Annotated in this window: 16 protein-coding genes, 1 pseudogene and 1 riboswitch; of the genes and pseudogenes, 4 read left to right on the top strand and 13 right to left on the bottom strand. The window is 76.0% G+C overall.

Annotated elements, in window-relative coordinates:
* Nucleotides 1-8: 8 nt before the first annotated feature.
* From ABTY56_RS23030 to ABTY56_RS23010, 5 genes and pseudogenes are all read right to left on the bottom strand, one after another.
* A pseudogene (locus tag ABTY56_RS23030) lies at nucleotides 9-1,607 on the bottom strand (ABC transporter ATP-binding protein); the annotation flags it as partial.
* Nucleotides 1,604-2,710 carry a CbiQ family ECF transporter T component gene (locus ABTY56_RS23025; protein ID WP_350630867.1) on the bottom strand — a complete coding sequence of 369 codons (1,107 nt, stop codon included), beginning with the start codon at nucleotides 2,708-2,710 and terminating at the stop codon, nucleotides 1,604-1,606. The gene ABTY56_RS23025 and the pseudogene ABTY56_RS23030, both read right to left, overlap by 4 nt.
* Nucleotides 2,711-2,747: 37 nt before the next feature.
* A complete protein-coding gene (locus tag ABTY56_RS23020; protein WP_350630866.1) occupies nucleotides 2,748-3,464 on the bottom strand; it encodes an SCO2322 family protein in 717 nt (238 codons plus the stop codon).
* The gene (locus ABTY56_RS23015; RefSeq protein WP_350630865.1) at nucleotides 3,464-4,765 is read right to left on the bottom strand and encodes a prenyltransferase/squalene oxidase repeat-containing protein; all 1,302 of its coding nucleotides are present in this window, start codon (nucleotides 4,763-4,765) and stop codon (nucleotides 3,464-3,466) included. The genes ABTY56_RS23020 and ABTY56_RS23015 overlap by 1 nt, the downstream gene beginning before the upstream one ends.
* Before the next feature lie 106 nt (nucleotides 4,766-4,871).
* Nucleotides 4,872-4,951: riboswitch (cobalamin riboswitch) on the bottom strand.
* Between the two features lie 164 nt (nucleotides 4,952-5,115).
* Nucleotides 5,116-5,742, bottom strand: a complete 627-nt coding sequence (locus ABTY56_RS23010) for a TetR family transcriptional regulator (RefSeq protein WP_350630864.1) — start codon at nucleotides 5,740-5,742, stop codon at nucleotides 5,116-5,118.
* A 219-nt stretch (nucleotides 5,743-5,961) separates the two neighbouring features.
* Between ABTY56_RS23010 and ABTY56_RS23005 the strand changes: the two genes are divergently transcribed.
* The 3 genes from ABTY56_RS23005 (at nucleotide 5,962) to ABTY56_RS22995 (ending at nucleotide 9,201) form a co-directional block, all read left to right on the top strand.
* Nucleotides 5,962-7,272: a glycosyltransferase family 4 protein gene (locus ABTY56_RS23005; protein ID WP_350630863.1), complete on the top strand. Its 1,311-nt coding sequence runs from the start codon at nucleotides 5,962-5,964 to the stop codon at nucleotides 7,270-7,272.
* Between the two features lie 127 nt (nucleotides 7,273-7,399).
* Nucleotides 7,400-8,143, top strand: a complete 744-nt coding sequence (locus ABTY56_RS23000; protein ID WP_350630862.1) for a class I SAM-dependent methyltransferase — start codon at nucleotides 7,400-7,402, stop codon at nucleotides 8,141-8,143.
* On the top strand, nucleotides 8,140-9,201 hold the full coding sequence (locus tag ABTY56_RS22995; RefSeq protein WP_350630861.1) for a prenyltransferase: 1,062 nt from the start codon (nucleotides 8,140-8,142) through the stop codon (nucleotides 9,199-9,201). The genes ABTY56_RS23000 and ABTY56_RS22995 overlap by 4 nt, the downstream gene beginning before the upstream one ends.
* A 114-nt stretch (nucleotides 9,202-9,315) precedes the next feature.
* Here ABTY56_RS22995 and ABTY56_RS22990 read toward each other — a convergent pair whose 3' ends face one another.
* From ABTY56_RS22990 to ABTY56_RS22975, 4 genes are all read right to left on the bottom strand, one after another.
* Nucleotides 9,316-10,221, bottom strand: coding sequence for a hypothetical protein (locus tag ABTY56_RS22990; RefSeq protein WP_350630860.1), 906 nt, complete (start codon nucleotides 10,219-10,221; stop codon nucleotides 9,316-9,318).
* A gap of 215 nt (nucleotides 10,222-10,436) precedes the next feature.
* Entirely contained in the window at nucleotides 10,437-11,456 is a 1,020-nt protein-coding gene (locus ABTY56_RS22985) for an N-acetylmuramoyl-L-alanine amidase (protein ID WP_350630859.1), read from the bottom strand.
* A 7-nt stretch (nucleotides 11,457-11,463) separates the two neighbouring features.
* A complete protein-coding gene (locus ABTY56_RS22980) occupies nucleotides 11,464-12,699 on the bottom strand; it encodes a hypothetical protein (protein WP_350630858.1) in 1,236 nt (411 codons plus the stop codon).
* 204 nt (nucleotides 12,700-12,903) lie between these two features.
* Nucleotides 12,904-13,557 (bottom strand): class I SAM-dependent methyltransferase, encoded by a 654-nt coding sequence (locus ABTY56_RS22975; RefSeq protein ID WP_350630857.1) that lies wholly within the window; start codon nucleotides 13,555-13,557, stop codon nucleotides 12,904-12,906.
* Nucleotides 13,558-13,836: 279 nt separating this feature from the next.
* On the opposite strand from ABTY56_RS22975, the gene ABTY56_RS22970 reads away from it, so the two are divergent.
* A complete protein-coding gene (locus ABTY56_RS22970; protein WP_350630856.1) occupies nucleotides 13,837-14,919 on the top strand; it encodes an alcohol dehydrogenase catalytic domain-containing protein in 1,083 nt (360 codons plus the stop codon).
* A gap of 105 nt (nucleotides 14,920-15,024) precedes the next feature.
* Here ABTY56_RS22970 and ABTY56_RS22965 read toward each other — a convergent pair whose 3' ends face one another.
* The 4 genes from ABTY56_RS22965 to ABTY56_RS22950 form a co-directional block, all read right to left on the bottom strand.
* Nucleotides 15,025-15,198, bottom strand: coding sequence for a hypothetical protein (locus tag ABTY56_RS22965; protein WP_350630855.1), 174 nt, complete (start codon nucleotides 15,196-15,198; stop codon nucleotides 15,025-15,027).
* 167 nt (nucleotides 15,199-15,365) lie between these two features.
* Entirely contained in the window at nucleotides 15,366-17,273 is a 1,908-nt protein-coding gene (locus ABTY56_RS22960) for an ATP-binding cassette domain-containing protein (protein WP_350630854.1), read from the bottom strand.
* Nucleotides 17,274-17,691: 418 nt separating this feature from the next.
* The gene (locus tag ABTY56_RS22955; RefSeq protein WP_350630853.1) at nucleotides 17,692-19,350 is read right to left on the bottom strand and encodes an ATP-binding cassette domain-containing protein; all 1,659 of its coding nucleotides are present in this window, start codon (nucleotides 19,348-19,350) and stop codon (nucleotides 17,692-17,694) included.
* 200 nt (nucleotides 19,351-19,550) lie between these two features.
* Complete coding sequence (locus ABTY56_RS22950) at nucleotides 19,551-19,694, bottom strand: VenA family class IV lanthipeptide (protein ID WP_350630852.1); 144 nt, start codon at nucleotides 19,692-19,694, stop codon at nucleotides 19,551-19,553.
* Nucleotides 19,695-19,777 lie beyond the last annotated feature (83 nt).

Raw genomic sequence — 19,777 nt, 5'->3', positions numbered from 1 at the left:
GCCCCCGCCGCGTCCAGAGCCTCCGCGACCTGTCGCACGGTGAGCCACGGCCCCGGTGCGAGCACCTTGGCGACCTGCGGGGCGAAGGCGGGGGAGGAGACCACGACCTCCGCCGTCGGCCCGTCCGCGACGATCTCGCCCTCGGCCAGGATCACCGTGCGGTGCGCGAGTTCGGCGGCCAGCTCGACGTCGTGCGTCGCCAGCAGGACGGCATGCCCCTCGGCGGCGAGGTCGCGCAGGATCTCCACCAGTCGGGCCTTGGCGGCGTAGTCCAGTCCGCGGGTCGGCTCGTCGAGCAGCAGCAGCGGGGGCCGGGCGGTGAGCACGACGGCGAGCGCGAGGGTGAGCCGTTGCCCCTCGGAGAGGTCGCGCGGGTGGGCGGTGTCGGCGATGCCGGGCAACAGGCGCTCCACCAGGGCGCGGCAGGTGCCCGCGGCGGCGCCGGCGTCCGCGTCCGCCGACGCGCACTCGGCGGCGACGGACTCGCCGTACAGCAGGTCGCGCGGGTCCTGCGGGACGAGGCCGACCTCGCGGATCAGCTCGGCGGGGCGGGTGCGGTGCGGGACGCGGCCGCCGACCCGGACGGTGCCCGAGACGGGGGCGTGCAGGCCGACCAGGCCGCCCAGCAGGGTGGACTTGCCGGCGCCGTTGCGGCCCATCAGGGCGGTGATCTCGCCGGGGCGCAGTGCGAGGTCCACCCCGCGCAGTGCCTGCACCGGGCCGCGCCGGACGGCGAGGCGGTCGGCGACGGCGATCGGTTCGCCGGTGGGGGCGGGCACGCCGGCGGGCGTGCGGCCGTCCAGCTCGGAGCGGAGCGAGGCCGCCTTGCGCCGTGCGTCGCGGACCGACAGCGGCAGCGGGCGCCAGCCCGCGAGCCGGCCGAGGCCGACGACCGGCGGGTGCACCGGCGAGTGCGCCATCACCTCGGCCGGTTCGCCCAGCACCGGTGGCGCGCCCGGGGTCAGCAGCAGCACCTGGTCGGCGTACTGGACGACCCGCTCCAGCCGGTGCTCGGCCATCAGCACGGTGGTGCCGAGGTCGTGCACCAGCCGCTGCAGGACGGCCAGCACCTCCTCGGCCGCGCCGGGGTCGAGCGCCGAGGTCGGCTCGTCCAGGACCAGCACCCGGGGGTGCACGGTGAGCACCGAGCCGATCGCGACGCGCTGCTGCTGGCCGCCGGAGAGGGAGCCGAGCGCGCGGTCGCGCAGGTCGGCGAGGCCGAGCAGGTCGAGGGTCTCCTCGACCCGGCGGCGCATCACGTCGGCGGGCAGGCCCAGCGACTCCATGCCGTAGGCGAGTTCGTCCTCCACGGTGTCGGTGACGAAGTGCGCGAGCGGGTCCTGTCCCACCGTGCCGACCAGGTCGGCGAGTTCGCGCGGCCGGTGCTCGCGGGTGTCCCGGCCGCCGACGGTGACCCGGCCGTGCAGCACGCCGCCGGTGAAGTGCGGGACCAGGCCGCTGACCGTCCCCAGCAGGGTCGACTTGCCGGAGCCCGACGGGCCCACCAGCAGGCAGAGTTCGCCCTCGGGGACGGTGAGGTCGACGCCGTCCAGGACGGGCGCGGCGGAGTCCTCGTACCGGACGGAGACCTGCTCGAAGGTGATCACGATGCCCTCCGGGGCGGGGTCGGGGCGGCGAACGCCGGTACCAGGCCGAGCAGGACGGCCAGGACGGCGGCCAGCGGCAGCGCGGGCACGGTCGGCGGGACGACGGTGGGGGCGAAGGCGGCCGGGGCCTGGGCGGCCAGGTAGGTGGTCAGGGCTGCGACGGCGGCACCGGAGCCGGCGGTCAGCCACTCGGGCAGCGCCCAAGGGTCCGGCCGGTAGCGGGTTCTGACGGACCGTCGGCTGCCGAGCAGCAGTCCGGCGAAGGCGGCGGCCAGGCCGAGCGCCAGCACGGGCAGCGCCCAGCCCGCGCCGCCGGCGGTCAGCAGCCCGTACGCGGCCAGGCAGACTCCGAGCAGCCCGGTCAGGGTGAGTGCCGCCGTCGCCCGGGCGAGCCGGCGCGGGACGTCGGCGGTACGGCCGAAGCCCCGGGTGTCCATCGCGGCGGCCAGGGCGACGGACCGCTCCAACGCGCCCTCCAGAACCGGCAGTCCGACGCTCAGCACGGCGGCGACGCCCTTGTCGGTACGGCCGCGCAGCCGCCGTGCGGCGCGCAGCCGGCGGACGTCCGCGACCAGGTTCGGCGCGAAGGTCATCGCCACCACCACCGCGACGCCCGCCTCGTACAGCGCGCCGGGCAGGGTGCGCAGCAACCGGGCCGGGCTGGCCAGGGAGTTGGCGGCGCCCACGCAGACCAGCAGGGTGGCCAGGCGCAGCCCGTCGTACAGCGCCGCGAGCAGGCCCTCGACGGTCACCCGGCCGCCGATCCGCACGCCCTGCGCCCAGACGGGCAGCGGCACTTCGGGCAGCGTGAGCAGCACGTGGGTGCCGGGGATCGGCGAGCCCAGGAAGACGGCGAACACCAGCCGGATGCCGAGCACCAGCAGACCCAGCCGCAGGAACGCCCCGTACGACCGCGACCAGGGCGCGTCGCCGCGCCGGGCCGCGACCACGTACCCGGCGACGGCGCAGAGCAGCAGCAGGATCGCCGGGTTGGTGGTGCGGGTGGCCGCCGCGCCCAGCCCGAGTGCCCACAACCACCAGGCACCGGGGTGCAGTTGGCGGGGGCCGGTGGGCGGCCGGGTGCTACGGGCGGTGCTGCTCACGGAGACGTTCCTGGATCGGGTGCGGCCTGGGCGGGGTTCACGGGTTGCGGCGGCGGCGCGTCTGCCGGACGGCTCCGGCGGCGAGGACGGCGACCAGCGCACCACCGGCGATCAGCCCGATGTCCGGGCCGCCGCCGTGGGCGGTGGAGGTGCCGCCGGTGGCCGGTGCGGCCGCGCCCGCGGCGCCGACCTGGTCGGCGCAGCCCGCCGTCGGGTACCCGGCGATGGCGCACAGCAGCCCGTTGGTGTCGTACCGCAGCGGCGGCGCGACGGCGGCCAGCACCTCGGCCGAGGTGGCGCGCGGCGCGACGGCGGCGCATGCCGTCCGCGGCTCGGGCACCGCCCCGGCGGCCGATCCGGCGTCGTCGGCGGTCCCGAAGTCCAGCACGACGGCCACCCGCTTGCGGCCGTCCTGCGCGGGCGTCTGCGCACAGATGTCCGCGAAGCTCCCGGCCGTCCGCGGCTTGGCGGCGTCCTGCCCGCCGTCCGGACTCACCGCGAACCGCCAGCCGTCCACGGCCCCGTCCGGCGGCACGGCGATCGCCGGGCCCTGCTGCTGGTAGGCCCAACCTCCGTCGGCGCCGCGCCAGAACGACCAGTAGCGGTACCCGGCCGCCTCGGCGGGCGCCGCACCGGCGACCAGCAGCAGCGCCCCGAGCAGCGGCAGGAGCAGCAGCGCCCCGAGCAGCACGGCGAGGCGCCCGCGCGCACGCACGTCACGCCGGGCGGCGCGGGGGTGGCGGGTCGGGGGCATCAGAGGTTCGGGTTGCGCTTGCGCTGGAGGCTGAGCAGGAGGCCGCCGCCGACGCCGACGAGGAGGCCGATGCCGATGAGCCAGTACTGGCCGATGCCGTCGTTCTCCTTCTTCGCCGGGGTGGCCTCCTCCGTGGCGGCGGTGGCCTTGGGGGCGGGGCCGAGGGCGGTCAGCTTGCCGGTGAGGTCCGCGGTGGAGCGGTGGTCGGCCTGGGCGACCAGGAGGAGGGTGGCGGTGGCGGCGGCGTCGGTGCCGTTCTTGGTCCAGGTGGCCTCCTGCTGGTTGAGCCAGTCGGCGGCGTCGGAGGCCTGGTCGGGGTGGCCGCTCTGGATGAGGGCGAGGGTGGCCCAGGCGGTGGCGGTGTAGTCGGGGCTGGGGGCGGCGCCCGGGGTGGTGAGGGTGAGGTGGTTGCCGCCGGACGTGAGCTGGGCGGCGAGGTAGGCGCCGACGGCCTCGCCCGCTTCGGCGTGCGGGACGGTGGCGGGCGCGGAGCCGTCGGAGCAGGTGAGGGCCTTCGGCTCGGTGTCGGCGCGGACCGAGTTGGCGACCGGCAGGTGCCCGCCCGCGGCGGCGAGTGCGGCCTGGCCGCTGGCCAGGGCGTTGGGGGCGAGGGCGCCGGTGGCGGTGTCCGGCTGGTAGGCGAAGGCCCCGCGCTGGTCGGCGGGGGCGGCGCAGCCGAGCTGGAAGTGGGCGAGCCCGTCGAACGCGTTCTTCCCCGCAGCGGCACCGGCACCCGTACCGGCGGACCCCGCACCGGCGGCACCCGCACCGGTGGACCCCGCCTTGGCGACGCTCGCCGGGTCCGTCCGGGCGGCGAACAGCGCGTTGACGGCGAGCCCGGTGGAGTTGGCGTCGCCCGGGCTGCCCGGGTTGTAGGCCCAGCTGCCGTCGGCGTTCTGGTTGGCCTTGAGCCAGGCGACGCCCTTGTCGACGGCCGGCTGGTGCCCGCCGAGGGCGGCCAGGGCCTGGATGGCGACGGCGGTGGCGTTGCTGTCCTCGGTCTTGGGGTCGCAGGCCGCCCCGGCCGCCCGGTAGGAGGGCCAGCCGCCGTCCTCGCACTGCTGCCCGGTGAGCCAGCCGACCGCCGAGTCGGCGGGGGTGACCTTGGCCGCGGTGAGCGCGATGAGCGCCAGCGACTGCCGCCACACGCCGTCGTACGTCGGGTCGCTCTTCCCGTACAGGCCGTCGGGGGCGGTCACCGGGGTCGGCGAGGGGCTGTCGGCCAGGGCCGGTCCGGCGGCGACGCCGGCGAGCAGCGCGGCGGACAGGGTGGCGGCGCCCAGGCGGGCGGCGGTCAGCATGGTGCGGTTGTGCCTTTCGGTGAGCGGTGGTGGCCCGGGCGGGGCCGTTCCGTAGTCCTCGACGGTGCCGGGCGCGTGCGCCCGGACCGGCCGCTCGCCCCGCCCCGGGTGCTCCGACTCGTCCGGTGACCAGGAGGACCGGGCTCACGGTTGCGGGGTCAGTGCCGGAGTCCCACCGGCTTCCCCCGGGGGAGGAGCGGGATGGAGTTGTGGTGCCCGTCGACTCTAACCGCCGGAGCGGGCGGCCACGGCGCCGCAGCAGGAACAGGTTCCAGTACGGGCGTTCCGCGAGGCCTGCGGAGGCGCCTGGGAGGCGACGAGGGCGGTGACGGCGGCGGTCACGGCGGCGGTCACGGCAGCGTGAGCAGCCGCGCCGCCGTGTGCAGGTCGGCCCGGACCTCGGCGATCGAGGCGCGCCCCGAGAGCCAGGCGACGAGCGCCGAGTGCCAGGTGTGCTCGATCACCCGCACCGCCGCGCGCTGGCTCTCGCTGGGCGGGCCGGACTGGCCGATGGCGTCCAGGATGAGCTGCCCGGTGGCCACGCTGACCTGGTCCACCTCGGCGCCGACCGAGCGGTCCGCGAAGGACAGTGCCCGGACCATCGCCTCGGCCAGCAGCGGTTCGCGCTGCAGCGCGTGGAAGGCCCGGGTGAGGGTGTCGGCGACCCGCAGGGCCGGTTCCGCGTCGGTCGGCGGGTGGCGCCGGATGTGTTCGTGCAGGCCCTGCAGCTGTTCCAGCATCACCGCGACCAGCAGGTGGACCTTGGACGGGAAGTACCGGTAGAGCGTGCCGAGCGCGACCTGGGCGCTCTCCGCGACCTCCCGCATCTGCACCGCCTCGTACCCGCCCCGGGCGGCCAGCGCGGTGGCGGCCCGCAGGATCCGCCGCCGGCGCTCGGCCTGCCGCGTGGTCAGCGGCGGCTCGCCGGGCCGGGGCGTGACGGGGATCGGGGGCAGGGGCTCGGTCGACGGCGGCAAAGGTGCTCCCGGGCAGGCGAGAGTGGCGGTGTGCTCACATGGTCGGCAAGGGTCGGCGTGGCGGGAATCACCAGCCCTGACACCTGAGGAAAAGCTACGGGCCGGTATCTTCGAGGTCTCTCATTGTTCACGTGGTCGATGACGAGTTCCACATCCACTGAAACCTGATCTACTTTAGCGACCGGCAGCACAGATAGCAGCTAGAGATGAGGGCCCAGGATGACCGCGCAGCCGCTGCGGATTGCCCTGCTGTCGTACCGCGGGGACCCCTTCTGCGGCGGTCAGGGCGTGTACGTACGGCACCTCTCCCGTGAGCTGGCCAGGCTCGGCCACCACGTGGACGTGATCGGCGCCCAGCCCTACCCGGTGCTGGACGAGGTCGAGGGCCCGGGTTCGGTGCGCCTGGTCGAGCTGCCCAGCCTGGATCTCTACCGGGCCGACGACCCCTTCCGCACCCCGGCCCGCGGCGAGTTCCGCGGCCCGGTGGACGCGCTGGAGTTCGCCACCATGCGCACCGGCGGCTTCCCCGAGCCGCTGACCTTCTCGCTGCGCGCCCGCCGGTACCTGGCCGCCCACAAGGGCCGCTACGACGTGGTGCACGACAACCAGACCCTCGGCTACGGCCTGTTGGGCCTGGCCCGGCACGGCTTCCCGCTGGTCACCACGATCCACCACCCGATCACCGTGGACCGGCAGTTGGAGCTGGACGCGGCCACCACCCGGATCAAGCGCCTGTCGCTGCGCCGCTGGTACGCCTTCACCCGGATGCAGCGCCGGGTCGCCGCCCGGCTGGACCGCGTGATCACCGTCTCCGGCACCTCGCAGCGCGAGATCGCCGAGCACCTGGGCGCCGCGCCCGGCGCGATCTCGGTGGTGCCGATCGGCGCCGACACCCGGCTCTGGTCGCCCTCGGACGCGGTCGAGCGGGTGCCCGGACGGATCGTCACCACCTCCAGCGCCGACGTCCCGCTGAAGGGCCTGGTCTTCCTGGTCGAGGCGCTGGCCAAGGTCCGGACCGAGCGGGACGCCCACCTGGTGGTGGTCGGCAAGCCGCAGAAGGAGGACGGGCCGGTGGCCGACGCGGTGCGCCGCTTCGGGCTGGCCGAGCACATCGAGTTCCGCAGCGGCCTGACCGACCAGGAGCTGGTCGACCTGTACCGCTCGGCCGAGGTGGCCTGCGTCCCGTCGCTGTACGAGGGCTTCTCGCTGCCGGCCGCCGAGGCGATGGCCACCGGCACCCCGCTGGTCGCCACCACCGGCGGGGCGATCCCCGAGGTCGCCGGACCGGACGGGGAGACCTGCCTGGCCGTGCCGCCGGGCGAGGCGGACGCGCTGGCCGCGGCGCTCGGCCGGCTGCTGGACGACCCGGAGTTGCGTGCGGGGCTCGGCGCTGCGGGCCGGGAGCGGGTGCTGGCCCGGTTCACCTGGGAGCGGGCCGCCGAGCTGACCGCCGAGGCCTACCGCGCGGCGATCGCCACCGGCGTCGGCGCCCGGGCCCGGTCCGGGCCCGGCTGGCGGTACGTGGCCTAGCCGCCAGGGCCGGCTCGGCCGCCCGGCCGGGTGCGCCGCCGCGGACCGCCGCCCCGGCGCACGCCGCCCGACGAAGCGTGACGAAGCGTCAAGGACGCTTGGTAGCAATAGGAATGGGAGTCCTGCAGTGCTGACCGTCGATTTCTCGCGCTTCCCGCTCGCCCCCGGCGACCGGGTGCTCGACCTGGGCTGCGGCGGGGGCCGGCACGCGTTCGAGTGCTACCGCCGCGGCGCCAACGTGATCGCCCTCGACCAGAACACCGAGGAGATCGCCGAGGTCACGAAGTGGTTCGCGGCGATGGAGCAGGCCGGTGAGGCCCCCGAGGGCGCGTCGGCGGTCGCGATGGAGGGCAACGCGCTGGCCCTGCCGTTCGAGGACGAGTACTTCGACAAGATCATCATCTCCGAGGTGATGGAGCACATCCCCGACGACAAGGGCGTGCTCAACGAGATGTTCCGCGTCCTCAAGCCGGGCGGCCTGCTCGCCGTCACCGTGCCGCGCTGGCTGCCCGAGAAGATCTGCTGGGCGCTGTCCGACGAGTACCACGAGGTCGAGGGCGGCCACATCCGGATCTACCGGGGTGACGAGCTCCTCGGCAAGCTCAAGGACGCCGGCCTGGAACCGTACGGCACCCACCACGCGCACGCGCTGCACTCGCCGTACTGGTGGATCAAGTGCGCCGTCGGCGTGAACAACGACAAGGCGCTGCCGGTCAAGGCCTACCACCAGCTGCTGGTCTGGGACATCGTCGGCACCCCGGTGATCAGCACCCTCACCAAGGCCGCCGAGCGGGCGCTCAACCCGGTCATCGGCAAGAGCTTCGTCGCGTACGCCTCCAAGCCGAACCGCGCCCCGGGCGGCACGGCGTGACCGCCGCCGTCCCCGAGGTCCTGCTCCTCGACGGCGTCCTCGACGCCGAGCAGGCCGCCGACACCGTGCGCAGCATCCTCGCCGAGCAGCGCCCCGACGGTGCCATACCCTGGTTCGCCGGCCACCACCTGGACCCCTGGGACCACACCGAGGCCGCGATGGCCCTCGACACGGCCGGCGAGCACGCCGCCGCCGAGGCCGCCTACCGCTGGCTCGCCGCCGGCCAGAACGCGGACGGCTCCTGGTACGCCGCCTACACCGACGGCGTCGTCACCGACCGGGCCAAGGAGAGCAACTTCTGCGCCTACGTCGCGGTCGGGGTCTGGCACCACCACCTCAGCACCGGCGACGACGCCTTCCTGGAGTGGATCTGGCCGGTCGTCCGGCGCGCCCTGGACTTCATCGTCTCGCTGCGGCTGCCCGGCGGCCCGATCGCCTGGCGGGTCGACGGGGACGGCGCCGCCACCGAGGAGGCGCTGCTCACCGGCTCGTCCAGCATCCTGCACGCGCTGCGCTGCGGCCTGGCCATCGCGGACTACCTGGAGGAGCCGCAGCCCGACTGGGAGCTCGCGGCCGGCCGGCTGCGGCACGCCATCGCCCACCACCCCGAGCGGTTCCTGGACAAGGACCGCTACTCGATGGACTGGTACTACCCGGTGCTCGGCACCGGCCTGCGCGGCGACGCGGCGCTGGCCCGGATCGAGCGGGACTGGGAGCGCTTCGTCGTCCCCGGCCTCGGCGTGCGCTGCGTCAGCGACCGCCCGTGGGTGACCGGCGGCGAGAGCGCCGAACTGGCCCTGGCGCTCTGGGCGATCGGGCAGTCCGACCGCGCGGTGGACATCCTGCGCTGGATCCAGAAGCACCTGCGGCACGAGGACGGCTCGTACTGGACCGGGTACGTGTTCGAGGACGACGCGATCTGGCCGGAGGAGCGCACCACCTGGACGGCCGGGGCGCTGCTGCTCGCGGTGGCCGCGCTCGGCGGGGACCCGGCGACGGTCGCGGTCTTCGGCGGGGACCAGCTGCCCGCCGGGCTGGTGGTCCAGGACTGCTGCTGAGCGGCCGCCGCCCGGAGCGGGTCCGGCAGCGGGCGGCCGCGGCGCAGTAGCGGGTACGACGAAGGGGCGGGACCGGAGAACCGGTCCCGCCCCTTCCTCGTGCGTCCGGGGACGTCAGCCGCGCTGGATGCCCGTGGTGTCGGTCAGCACGCCCTGGGTGCCGTCCGCCAGCTGCGCGACCAGCGCGGTGCCGCGCTGCTCGACGGCCAGGTACCAGGTGCCGGGCACGACCTCGCCGATCGGGGCGCCGGCCGGGTTGTCCTTCGGGGCCAGCTGGCGCGGGGCCGGGACGGCGAACCAGTACGGCTGGAAGTCCGCCGCCGGGGCGGTCTGCTGCGCGACCGGGGCCGGCTGCGGGGCCGGGACGCCGGCGTCCTGCGGCTGGCCGGGCTGCGGCTGGCCGGCGGCCGGGAAGCCGTAGCCGCCCTGGGTGCCGAAGGCCGGGTCGTGGCCCTGGCCCGGGTAGCCGTACTGGCCGTACTGGCCGGGCTGGCCGGGCGCACCCGGGTGGCCGGGCTGACCGGGGACCGGGTAGCCGCCCTGGTAGGGCACGGCCGGGCGGTCGGAGGTCAGCGGGGCCTTCAGCGCGGGCAGCAGCGGGCCGGCCGCGGCCGCACCGGCGAGCACGATCAGCGAGATGAAGCCGAGCCAGGCGCCGAAGCCGTGGCTGACGCCGGTGCCCGACACACCGCCGCCCAGCGCCCAGATCGAGGTCCACAGCGCGGCGACGGAGAAGGCGATGCCCCACTGGTCCAGCCGCAGGCCGAGCACCTGGCGGTTGGCCGCGTTCTGACCCTGGAACCGCTGCACCAGGATCAGCGCCGCGGCGGCGATGCCCAGCAGGTAGATCGAGGGCAGGATGGGGAACAGCTGGGTGCTCCACGCGTTCTGCGAGCTGTCAGGCGGGCAGTACCGGCCGCTGCAGTCCAGGGTCCAGTAGGGCAGGAAGGAGGCGATGAAGAGCAGGACGGCCGCGCCCGCGACGGCGGCGTCTCCCCTGGTGAGAGCGCGCAGATTCACTAACGTTCCCCTCGTTGACGTGTCGTGGACGGTGCTTCGTGCGGTCGGGCTGACCGGCCGAAACTCCCGAACGGACCAGAAGCCTAGGCCCAACCGTCCTGTCGGCGCACGGCGGGACCGGGAACGGGGCGAAGTCGTTGCAAACCGCGCGGGCCGGACGGAACTCCGCCCGCCGCGCTGCGCGGCTCAACTCCCGTACTGGGCCTTCGAATCTTCTATTGAGTCGTCAGGAACGCGGTGAGCGCGTCGGCGATCCCCTGGGCCGCCTGCTGGCGCCACTGAGGGTCCGTCATCCGCTTCGCGTCCGTCGAGTTGCGCATGTTACCGCACTCGATGAACACCTTGGGGACGCTCGACAGGTTCAGCCCGCCCAGGTCGGACCGGGTGTCCAGACCCTGGTTCGCGATGTAGTCCGCGTACGGCTCGCCGGTGGCGGTGTGGAAGTGGTCGCGCAACAGCAGACCGAGCCGGTGCGAGGGTTCGACGATCGCGGAGTTGTCCGCTTTCCCGGCCACCACCTTGGCGGGCATGATCACGTGGAACCCGCTGCCGCTCGCCGGGCCGCCGTCCCCGTGCACCGAGACGGCGACGTCGGCGTGCGCGTCGGCGCCGGCCCGGGCACGCTCGTCGATGCACGGGCCCCAGGGGCGGTCGCCGTCCTGCACCAGCACCACCTTGGCGCCCCGGGCGGCCAGGATGGCGCGGGCCCGGCGGGAGACGTCCAGGGTGTACTCGGCTTCGGTGTAGCCGGCGTTGGTCTCGGTCCCGGTGGTGTCGCACTCCTTGCGGGCGTTGCCGATGTCCACCTGACGGTTGATCTCGGCGGAGTGCGCGACGTTGCCGGGGTTGTGGCCGGGGTCGAGGACGACGGTCCGCCCGGCGAGGCTGTCGGCCGCAGCGGCCGTGCTCGGGGCCGGTGCGGCCGGGGCCGGCACCTGGCTCGGGGCCGCGGTGGGCGCCTCGGCCGCCGGGGCACCGGAGGTCGGCGCCGGTGCGACGGGCGGGGTGAGCGGCGTCGTGGCGTCGCCGGCGTCCGACGGCGCGCCTGCGGCCTGCGCCGTGTCCGGGGCGGCGGCCGGGGCGGAGGCGGCGGCCGTGGCGCCCGCCGGGCCGGAGCGGTCGAGGGCCTGCCAGCCGAACCACCCCGCCGTGCAGAGCGGAACGGCCGCGGCCACCACCGTGGTGACGCGCAGCAGGGTGGAGCGGCGGGGCGGTCGGGGGGCTGTGCCGGTCACGGGTGGGTCAGATCCTGTCCTGGGTGAGCGGGGTCAGGCCGTAGCTCTTGGCGATCGGGTTCCACTTGTTCATGAAGTCCGCCTTCGCCTGCGTGGCCTGCGGGTTGAGCTCGTCCGCGTGCTTCTTGTCCTGGGTGGTCGGGGCCCGGCCGGAGCAGCCCTGGGCGGCGACGGCGCGCGCCCAGGCCGCGTACGCCTTGTCGATCTCGGCGGACAACTGCCACGCCGACTTCAGCGAGTTCAGCGCCTCCGCCCCGCCCGGCACGTCCGTGAGGCTCAGGTTGGCGACCTTGGCCAGCAGCGTGGCGCGCTGGGTGGCGCCGTTGTCGAAGGTCTGGGCGGCACTCGCGATGTCGGCCTTCGACGGGCAGCTGCTCACCTTGGCGACGGCGCTGCCGATCGGGGCCTTCGCGTTCTCGCCCTCGCTGAGCACGCCGTCCAGCGCCTGCGCCTGGGCCTGGGCGTTCGGCCCGGGGCCGGTCGCGGTCGGGGACGGCGCGGCGGTCGGCGAGGCCGGGGCGCTCGCGCTGCCGCTCGGCGCGGCGTCCGTGCCGGCGGGTGCGGGAACGGGCTGCGGAGCGCCGCCACCGGTCGCGGGGGCGGAGGTCGGAGCCGGCGCCGCCTGGCCGCCCTTGCCGTCGTCCCGGGCGGCGAACAGCAGGCCGCCGCCGATCGCCAGCACCAGGAGCAGCGCGAAGCCGATCAGCAGCGGGGCCTTGCGGTTGGCCGGGCGGTGCTCGTCGTCGTCCTCGTAGGAGTAGGAGGTCGGATAGTCGGCCGGGTGGCCGGCCGGGTGGCCGGGCTGGGCGCCGTACGGGGGCTGTGGCGGGGCGGGCGGGGGCTGGGGGTAGCCGTAGCCCTGCGCCGGCTGGTGCTGCGCGGTCGCGTGGGCGGGGAAGGGCGAGGCCGCCGGAGGTGCGGCGGGCGGCTGCGGGGTGGTGGCGCGGGGGATCGGGGCGGTCGGCGGGTCGAAGCCGGGCGCGGTGGCCAGGTACGGGCGGGCGCCCAGCGGCGGGCCCTGGTCGTCGGCGGCGCCGGGCCCGGCGGGCGGGACGACCCGGTCGAGGCGCGGGTCGGCGGGGGCCTGCGGCGTGGCGGGGGCATGCGGCGCGGGGCCCGCTGCGGGGGCCCCGGGAGCGGGTTCGGCACCGGCCGGGTGCTGCGGGCCGCGCACCCAGCCGCCGGCGCCGCCGCGCGCCGTCGGGTCCCAGACCGCCGGAGCGGTGTTCTGCTGGTCCGTCATGTCGCTGCTGGCCCCCACCGTCCGCCGATGCTCTGCCTGGTGCTGCGCGGCCACCGTACCGTTCGAACCCATGCCCGACAGCCCCGGCACGACGTTAGAGCATCGGCGCGGGGCCGTGGGGCGGCTCGGGGGATCTGCGGCGGTGGGGGCCCACCGGGTCGGCGGGGGAGGGCCCGTGGGAGCAGCGGGGGAGGGCCCGCCGAGTCAGCGGGCGGGGCGGCGCAGGACGCGCAGGGAACCGGTCACCGAGACCTCCTCGAAGCCCTCGGCGAGCGCCCGCAGGTACACCCGGTACGGGGCCTGGCCGCCGTCCGCGGGGTCCGGGAAGACGTCGTGCACCACCAGCAGGCCCTCCGGCGCCAGGTGCGGCACCCAGCCCTCGTAGTCCCCGGTCGCGTGCTCGTCGGTGTGCCCGCCGTCGATGAACACCAGGCCCAGCGGGCGCCCCCAGAGCGCGGCGATCCGCGGCGAGCGGCCGACCAGCGCCACCACGTGCTCCTCCAGCCCGGCGGCGTGCAGGGCGCGGCGGAACCGGGGCAGGGTGTCCATCAGGCCGACCTCCGGGTCGACCAGGGTCGGGTCGTGGTACTCCCAGCCGGGCTGCTGCTCCTCCGAGCCGCGGTGGTGGTCCACGGTCAGCGCGAGTGTCCCGGTCTCGCGGGCCGCCGCCGCCAGCAGGATCGCCGAGCGGCCGCAGTAGGTGCCGATCTCCAGCACGGGCAGGCCGGTGTCGCGGGCCGCGGCCACCGCCGCCGCGTACAGCGCGAGTCCCTCGTCCACCGGCATGAACCCGGTGGCCGCCTCGAACGCCGCCAGCACCTCGGGCGCCGGGCGGGCGCTCTGCAGCAGGTCTGACATGCGGTGCTCCTCGGATCGGATGGGGGACGGGCTGCTGGGACCTTACTCGACGGTAGCGCCGGCGCCGTCGGCGGGCCCGTCCGGCCCGGCCGGTACGCGTGTGGGAACCGGCACGTCGCTGATCACGGCGCGGGCAGGTGGTGGACGGGCGGCGAACTTCCACAGTTCTGCCGCACCGTTGTTGTCGAACCCGTCCTCCTGATGTTGCGGAGGTCATGCCACAATCGCCCCGTCCGAGGATCCACTCCGTGTCATCCGATGCATACAGGGAGCAGCACCATGCGCGCAGCCGTCCTGCACAAGACCGGCCAGGACACCCTCGACGTCCGCGAGGACGTGACCGCGGTCGGCTTCAGGAGAGGCAGCGTCCGGGTCCGGATGCGCGCCGCCAGCCTCTGCCACTCCGACCTCTCCGCGATGAGCGGCGTCCTGCCGCAGCCCGCGCCGTTCGTCCCCGGGCACGAGGGCGCCGGTGACGTCGTCGAGGTCGGCGAGGGAGTGACCGGCCTGCGGGTCGGCGACCGCGTGGTGCTCTGCTGGATGGCGCCCTGCGGCAGCTGCGACCACTGCGTGCGGGACCGCGGCCACCTCTGCGTCGCCAGCCTGCGCCGGCTCGGCGCCCCGGGTTTCCGGATCGAGGAGGGCGGCCTGATCGCCTCCGGCTTCTACGGCACCGGCGCCTTCGCCGACGAGGTCGTGGTCTCCGCCAACGCCCTGATCAAGGTGCCCGCCGACCTCCCGTACGAGGCCGCCGCGCTGATCGGCTGCGGGGTGACCACGGGCATAGGCGCGGCGGTGAACACCGCCGCGGTCGAGCCCGGGGCGTCCGTCGCGGTCATCGGGGCGGGCGGCGTCGGCGTGGCCACCGTGCAGGGCGCCCGGGTCTGCGGCGCCGGCCGGATCACCGTGGTCGACCCGGTCGCCTCCCGCCGCGAGCGCGCCCTCGCCTTCGGCGCCACCGAGGCGATCGCCCCCGAGGACCTGAAGGCGGTGGCGAAGAAGCTGCCCGGCGGCGGCTTCGACTACGTCTTCGAGGCGGTCGGCCGCGCGGCCACCGTCCGGGCCGGCTACGACGCCGCCCGGCGCGGCGGCGCGGTGGTCGTCATCGGTGCGGGCGCCCAGGACGACCTGGCGCAGTTCACCATGGGCGAGCTGTTCTTCAACGAGAAGCGCCTGCTGCCCTCGCTGTACGGCGGGGCGACCGTCGGGCGCACCATCGGGCTGGTCGTGGACCTCTGGCGGGCCGGGCGGATCGACCTCGACGGCATGATCACCCACCGGGTCGGCCTGGCGGACGTCAACGACGCGATCGCGCAGATGCGCAGCGGCGAGGCGCTGCGGACCGTCGTGACGATGGACTGACGTCCGGGCGTCCGGGTGTCCTGACGCCTCGGCTTCTCACGGACGAGGGCCCGCCAGGGGGAGCGTTGCTCCCCTCGGCGGGCCCCGTCGTGTGGTGCGGGTGGATCAGCCCTGTGCCGCAGCCGCGCGGTGGCGGCCGTGCGGGTCGGACTCCGGGGTGTCGTCGGCGGCGGAACGGCCGCGGTGGCGGCCGTGCGCGGCGGAGTCCTCGGCCGTCTTCTCGTCGGCGTCGGTCCCGTTGGCCGCGGGTCCGGTGGTGTCGGTGAGGGTGTCGGACATGAGAAATCGTCTTTTCCGTGCGGAGGGTGCAGGTCATCGGCGCCCGGCCGGCGCCGGTGGCGCACGGTCGGGGCCCCGATCGGGCGCTCGGTACGCGCCCGTAGCCGGTGATCGCGGCCCGTGCCCCGGCCACCATAACGGCCGGAACGGACGAGATCCTATCGAGATCACGACGCGAGCCCCGGGCTGGTCCGGGGCGTGGAACCGAGCCAGTGACCGACCAGCTCGCGGTAGAGCGGGGACAGCACCTGCAGATCGCCGTGCCGGGCCAGCAGGCCGCGCCCGCCCTCCAGCAACAGCACCCGGTCCGCCCGCAACGCGGAACTGACGCGGTGCGCGACGACCACCAGCGTCCCCGGACGGGAGGCGAAGGCCCGCTCGACCCGCTCCTCCGCACCCGGGTCCAGGTGGCAGGTCGCCTCGTCCAGCACGACGACCGGGGCGGGCGACAGGTACGTCCGCACCAGCGCCAGCAACTGGCGCTCACCTGCGGAGAGTTCACTCGGATCGAGTAGCGCGGCGCCCGGCCCGCCGAGGCGCGCCACCAGTCCCTCCGCGCCCAGCAGCGCCACGGCCGCGGCCAGCCGGTCGTCGGTGACGTCCGGTGCGAGCCAGGCCAGGTTCTCCCGCACCGAGCCCGGGAACACGTACGCCTCCTGCGGCACCAGCGCCACCAGCCGGCCCGGCTCCGGCCGCACCCCGCCGACCGCCACCCACCCGGTCGTCGGCACCACCACCCCGGCCAGCAGCGCCGCCAGCGTCGACTTGCCCGCCCCACTGGGCCCGACCACCGCCACGTGCTCCCCGGCCCGGACGGCGGCATCGAGCCCGTCCAGCACCGGCGCCGCACCCGCACCGTGGCCGAACCGGACACCGACCAGCCGGACGTCGGGGGCGCTGCCCGCGAAACCCGGTCGGTCGGTACGGCCCGAGGCGTCGGGGGCTGCGCCCGGGTCGGGATCGGCTCCCGCCGCGCCCGGCCGGTCGCTGCCGGTCGGTTGCGGTGTCCAGGCAGTTCGCGGTGTCCAGGTGGTTCGTGGGGCCGGGCGGGCCCTTCCCGCGGCGGCTGTGTGTCGGCCGCCTGCGGGTGCTGCGCCCGCGGCCTGGTCGTCGGTGCTGTCGGTGTCATCCCGGATGTCGGGTGCCGTGGGATGTGTGGCCGCGACGGTGGCGCGGGCGTCGTGGTGCCGGTCGGCGGGCGCCGTTGTCGCGGCCAGGCGGTCGAGGACCACGGCCAGGTCGAGCAGCCAGCCGCCGACCGTACCGGCGAGGGTCCGGACGGCCGGGTCGAGTTGCTGGACCAGGTAGGTGGCGACTCCGAGCAGTTCGCCCGGGGTGAGGGTCCGGTGCGCGAGCAGCCAGGGTGCCGCCGTGAGGACGGCGAGGACCGGCAGCCGCCCGCCGAGCGCCACCACGAGCGCGCGCAGCGCCGACGCCCGGCCGAGTGCCCGTGAGGCGGCGGCGCTCGCGTCGGCGGCCTCGACCAGTGCCCGGGCGACCTCGTCGCCGGTGCCGGTCGCCTGGATGTCGCGCAGCCCGTGCAGCGCCCGTCCGGCCTCGGCGGCGAGCCGTTCCTCGGCCAGCACCACCGCCCGCCTCCGCGCCACCATCGGGCGCAGCAGCCGGGCGAAGAGCAGCCCGGCGACCGGCAGCGGCAGCAGGACCAGCGGCAGGACGACGGGCGCGAGCAGCGTCAGGCCGATCAGTGCGGCGACCAGGGTGACCCCGACCCCGCGCAGAGTGCGGAGCAGGGTGGCGGTCAACTGCCGGGCGGACTCGACCTGTTCGGTGAGCCGGGCGACTTCGGCCGGATCCGCGGTCGGGCGGGCGAGCGCACTGCGGACCACCCGCTCGACCAGGGCGTCCCGCAGTGGCTCCACCACGGCGGCGAGGTGCGGGAACCCGGCCCGCGTCGCGTACGCCCGGACGGCCATGGCGGCGCCGAACCCGCTCAGCCAGGCGACCCCGACGCCGGGCCGGCCGGCCAGGAACCCCTGGTCGACGGCGACCGAGACGAACAGTCCGGACACCAGTGGCGGCAGCGCCTCCACCCCGGACCACGCGAGCAACCGCACCAGCGGTCCCCGGGTGGTCGCCAACTGCCGGAAGAGCAGCCCCCACCCGGGCGGGGCGCCGAGCGCGGAACGTCGGCCCCGCCGACGTCCTGCGCGGGCGCGGGCGGGCGCCTTCGGTGCCGGGCTGTCCGCGCGTCCGGACGGTCGGCGGTGCGCGCGGCGGTGTCGGTGCGGCGCGGTGGCGGGGCCCCGCGGCGTGGAAAGTCGATGTCGCCGACTTCCTGTGGAGGGGAGCGAGGTGGGCTGCATGGCTGGTCGGCTGGGCCGGCTTTCTGTGAGAGGAACTGCCCTTCGGGCGCGAACGCGGAACGGGATCGGCGAACCGACCTGGGAAGTCGGACCCGCGTGGGAAGTCGGACCGACGTGGGAAGGCGAACCGACGTGGGAAGTCGGACCCGCCGACTTCCCACGCAGGCCGTCACCCGGCGGCAGCGGCCTGCAAGGCGCTGTCGGCGAGGGTGGCGCGGTAGTCGGGGTGGGTGAGCAGGGTGGCGTGGGGGGCCAGGGCGCGGAGGCGGCCGGCGTCGAGCCAGGCGACGAGGTCGGCGCGGGCGGCGACGGCGGCCCGGTGGGCGATCACCAGCCGGGTGCGGCCGTGGGTGGCGCGGTCGAGGGCTTCGGTGACCTGGTACTCGGTGGCGAGGTCGAGGCCCGAGGTCGCGTCGTCCAGGACGACCACCCGGGTCGGCCGGGCCAGCAGCCGGGCGAGCCCGAGGCGCTGCAACTCGCCACCGGAGAGGTGGAGTTCGCCGAGCGGGGTGTCCCAGCCGGACGGCAGTCGCTGCAGGAAGCCGTCCGCTCGGGCGGCCGCCGCCTCGGTCGGGCCGGCGCCGGCCAGCGCGTCGCGCACGGTACGGCCGACCAGTGCGGGCCGGGCGAAGGCGTAGCCGACCGCGTGCCGCAGTTCGGTCGGCGCGAGCGTGCCGACCGGGACGCCGTCGATCAGGACGGTGCCCTCGTCGGGGTCGCGCAGCCGCCCGGGGAGCGCGGCCAGCAGCGACTTGCCGGAGCCGGAGCGCCCGACCAGCGCGACCGTGCGGCCGCCGGGGACGGTGAGGTCGAGCGGGCCGAGCAGCACCCGGTCGCCGTCGCGCACCACCACGCCCCGCAGCTCGACCCGCCCGGGGCCGCCGGCCGGGAGCGCGCCCGTACCGGAGGGGGCGGGCGCGAGCGCCAGCAGCTCGTCCACCCGGGCCTGCCCGGCGCGCGCATGGGCGACCCCGACCAGCGCCTCGACCTGCTCGAACAGTCCCGCGCCGAGTGCCGCCCAGCCGGCCGCCGCGGCGAGCGCGCCGGGGGCGAGAGCGCCGTCGGCGAGCAGCGCGCCGGCGGTGGTGAGCACCGCGACCTCGACCAGGGCGATCAGCAGGGTCGCCTGCCAGGCCGTGCGCCGCTGTGCCGCCCAGAGCGCGTGCCCGGCCGCCGCGAGTTCCGGCAGCGGGGCCAACACCCGCTCTGCCTCGCGCTGTTGGGCTCCCGCCGCGTGGATGCTGCGCAGTCCGGTGAGGGCGCCGCTCAGTCGGGCGGCGAGCGCGGCCTGGACTTCCTGGTAGCGGGCGAACACCGGCCCGGCCTGCCGCAGGAAGAGCCGGATCAGCACCACGCCGGGCACCACGCCCGCGAAGAAGGTGAGCGCCAGCCACGGTGACAGCACCCCGAGCCCGACGATCGCGCCGACCGAGGTGAGCAGCGCGGTGGTGGCGCCCAGGGCGGCGGGCAGTCGGCCGCCCGCGGCGCCGGCCGAGCCCAGCAGACGGGCGGCGAGGTCGCCGGGCGGCGGGCCGCCGTGCAGCCGGCCGCCGGGCCCGAGGGCGAGCAGGTGGCGGACGAGGCGTCCGCGCAGGGTGGCGGTGGCCTCGGCGGAACAGGCCGGTCCGGCTGCCGCGGCGGTGGCGTCGGCGGCGGCCGCCGCGCCCAGGACGAGGGCGAGCAGGAGGAGGGCGCCGGGCCCGGAGCGGCGGCCGAGGACGGCGTCGACGGCTCCGGCGAGTACGGCGGGGAGCGCGAGGGTGCCGGCGGCCCCGATCGGCAGGGCGAGGCCGAGGGCGAGGGTCCAACCGGTGGGGCGGCGGGGCAACCGGGAGCTCCCGTCGGAGTCGGAAACGGAGCGTCGGAAACGGAGCGTCGGAAACGGAAAGCGGGAACGGAAAGCGGGAACGGCGGGAATCCACGCGGGAAGCGGGCCGGAAGAGGGCGGGTGCCGCCCCCGCCTGTCCGGACAGGCAGGGGCGGCACCCGGTGACTACCGCCCGATCGACGGTCGGCCGAGCCGCCGGCTCAGCTGACGGTGAACAGCAGGCAGGTCAGGATGAGACAGGTGTACTGGCAGCCGTTGCCGTGGCCGGTCAGCTCGACGGACTCGGTCTCCGGCAGGTCCTGCAGAGCCGCGAGGTCGGTCTCAAAGTCCACCATGTTCTCCATGATCGGTTCCTCCCCTTGAGGTCACGCCCGCCGCGATCTGCACGCGGGCGTCGGGTATCGCCCCCCGGACGGCCTCCATCCAC

Origin of the sequence: Kitasatospora sp. NPDC097691, assembly GCF_040302665.1 — a bacterium.
GTDB lineage: Bacteria > Actinomycetota > Actinomycetes > Streptomycetales > Streptomycetaceae > Kitasatospora.
The sequence above is the reverse complement of the archived record's forward strand: the minus strand, read 5'-3'. Positions and strand labels throughout refer to the sequence as shown.

Excerpts from the sequence above, each read along its gene's own strand:
- ABTY56_RS23005 (WP_350630863.1), top strand. The coding sequence starts at position 5,962 with ATGACCGCGCAGCCGCTGCGGATTGCCCTGCTGTCGTACCGCGGGGAC.
- ABTY56_RS22950 (WP_350630852.1), bottom strand. The coding sequence starts at position 19,694 with ATGGAGAACATGGTGGACTTTGAGACCGACCTCGCGGCTCTGCAGGAC.
- ABTY56_RS22975 (WP_350630857.1), bottom strand. The coding sequence starts at position 13,557 with ATGTCAGACCTGCTGCAGAGCGCCCGCCCGGCGCCCGAGGTGCTGGCG.
- ABTY56_RS22970 (WP_350630856.1), top strand. The coding sequence starts at position 13,837 with ATGCGCGCAGCCGTCCTGCACAAGACCGGCCAGGACACCCTCGACGTC.
- ABTY56_RS23015 (WP_350630865.1), bottom strand. The coding sequence starts at position 4,765 with ATGCTGACCGCCGCCCGCCTGGGCGCCGCCACCCTGTCCGCCGCGCTG.
- ABTY56_RS22980 (WP_350630858.1), bottom strand. The coding sequence starts at position 12,699 with ATGACGGACCAGCAGAACACCGCTCCGGCGGTCTGGGACCCGACGGCG.
- ABTY56_RS22965 (WP_350630855.1), bottom strand. The coding sequence starts at position 15,198 with ATGTCCGACACCCTCACCGACACCACCGGACCCGCGGCCAACGGGACC.
- ABTY56_RS23020 (WP_350630866.1), bottom strand. The coding sequence starts at position 3,464 with ATGCCCCCGACCCGCCACCCCCGCGCCGCCCGGCGTGACGTGCGTGCG.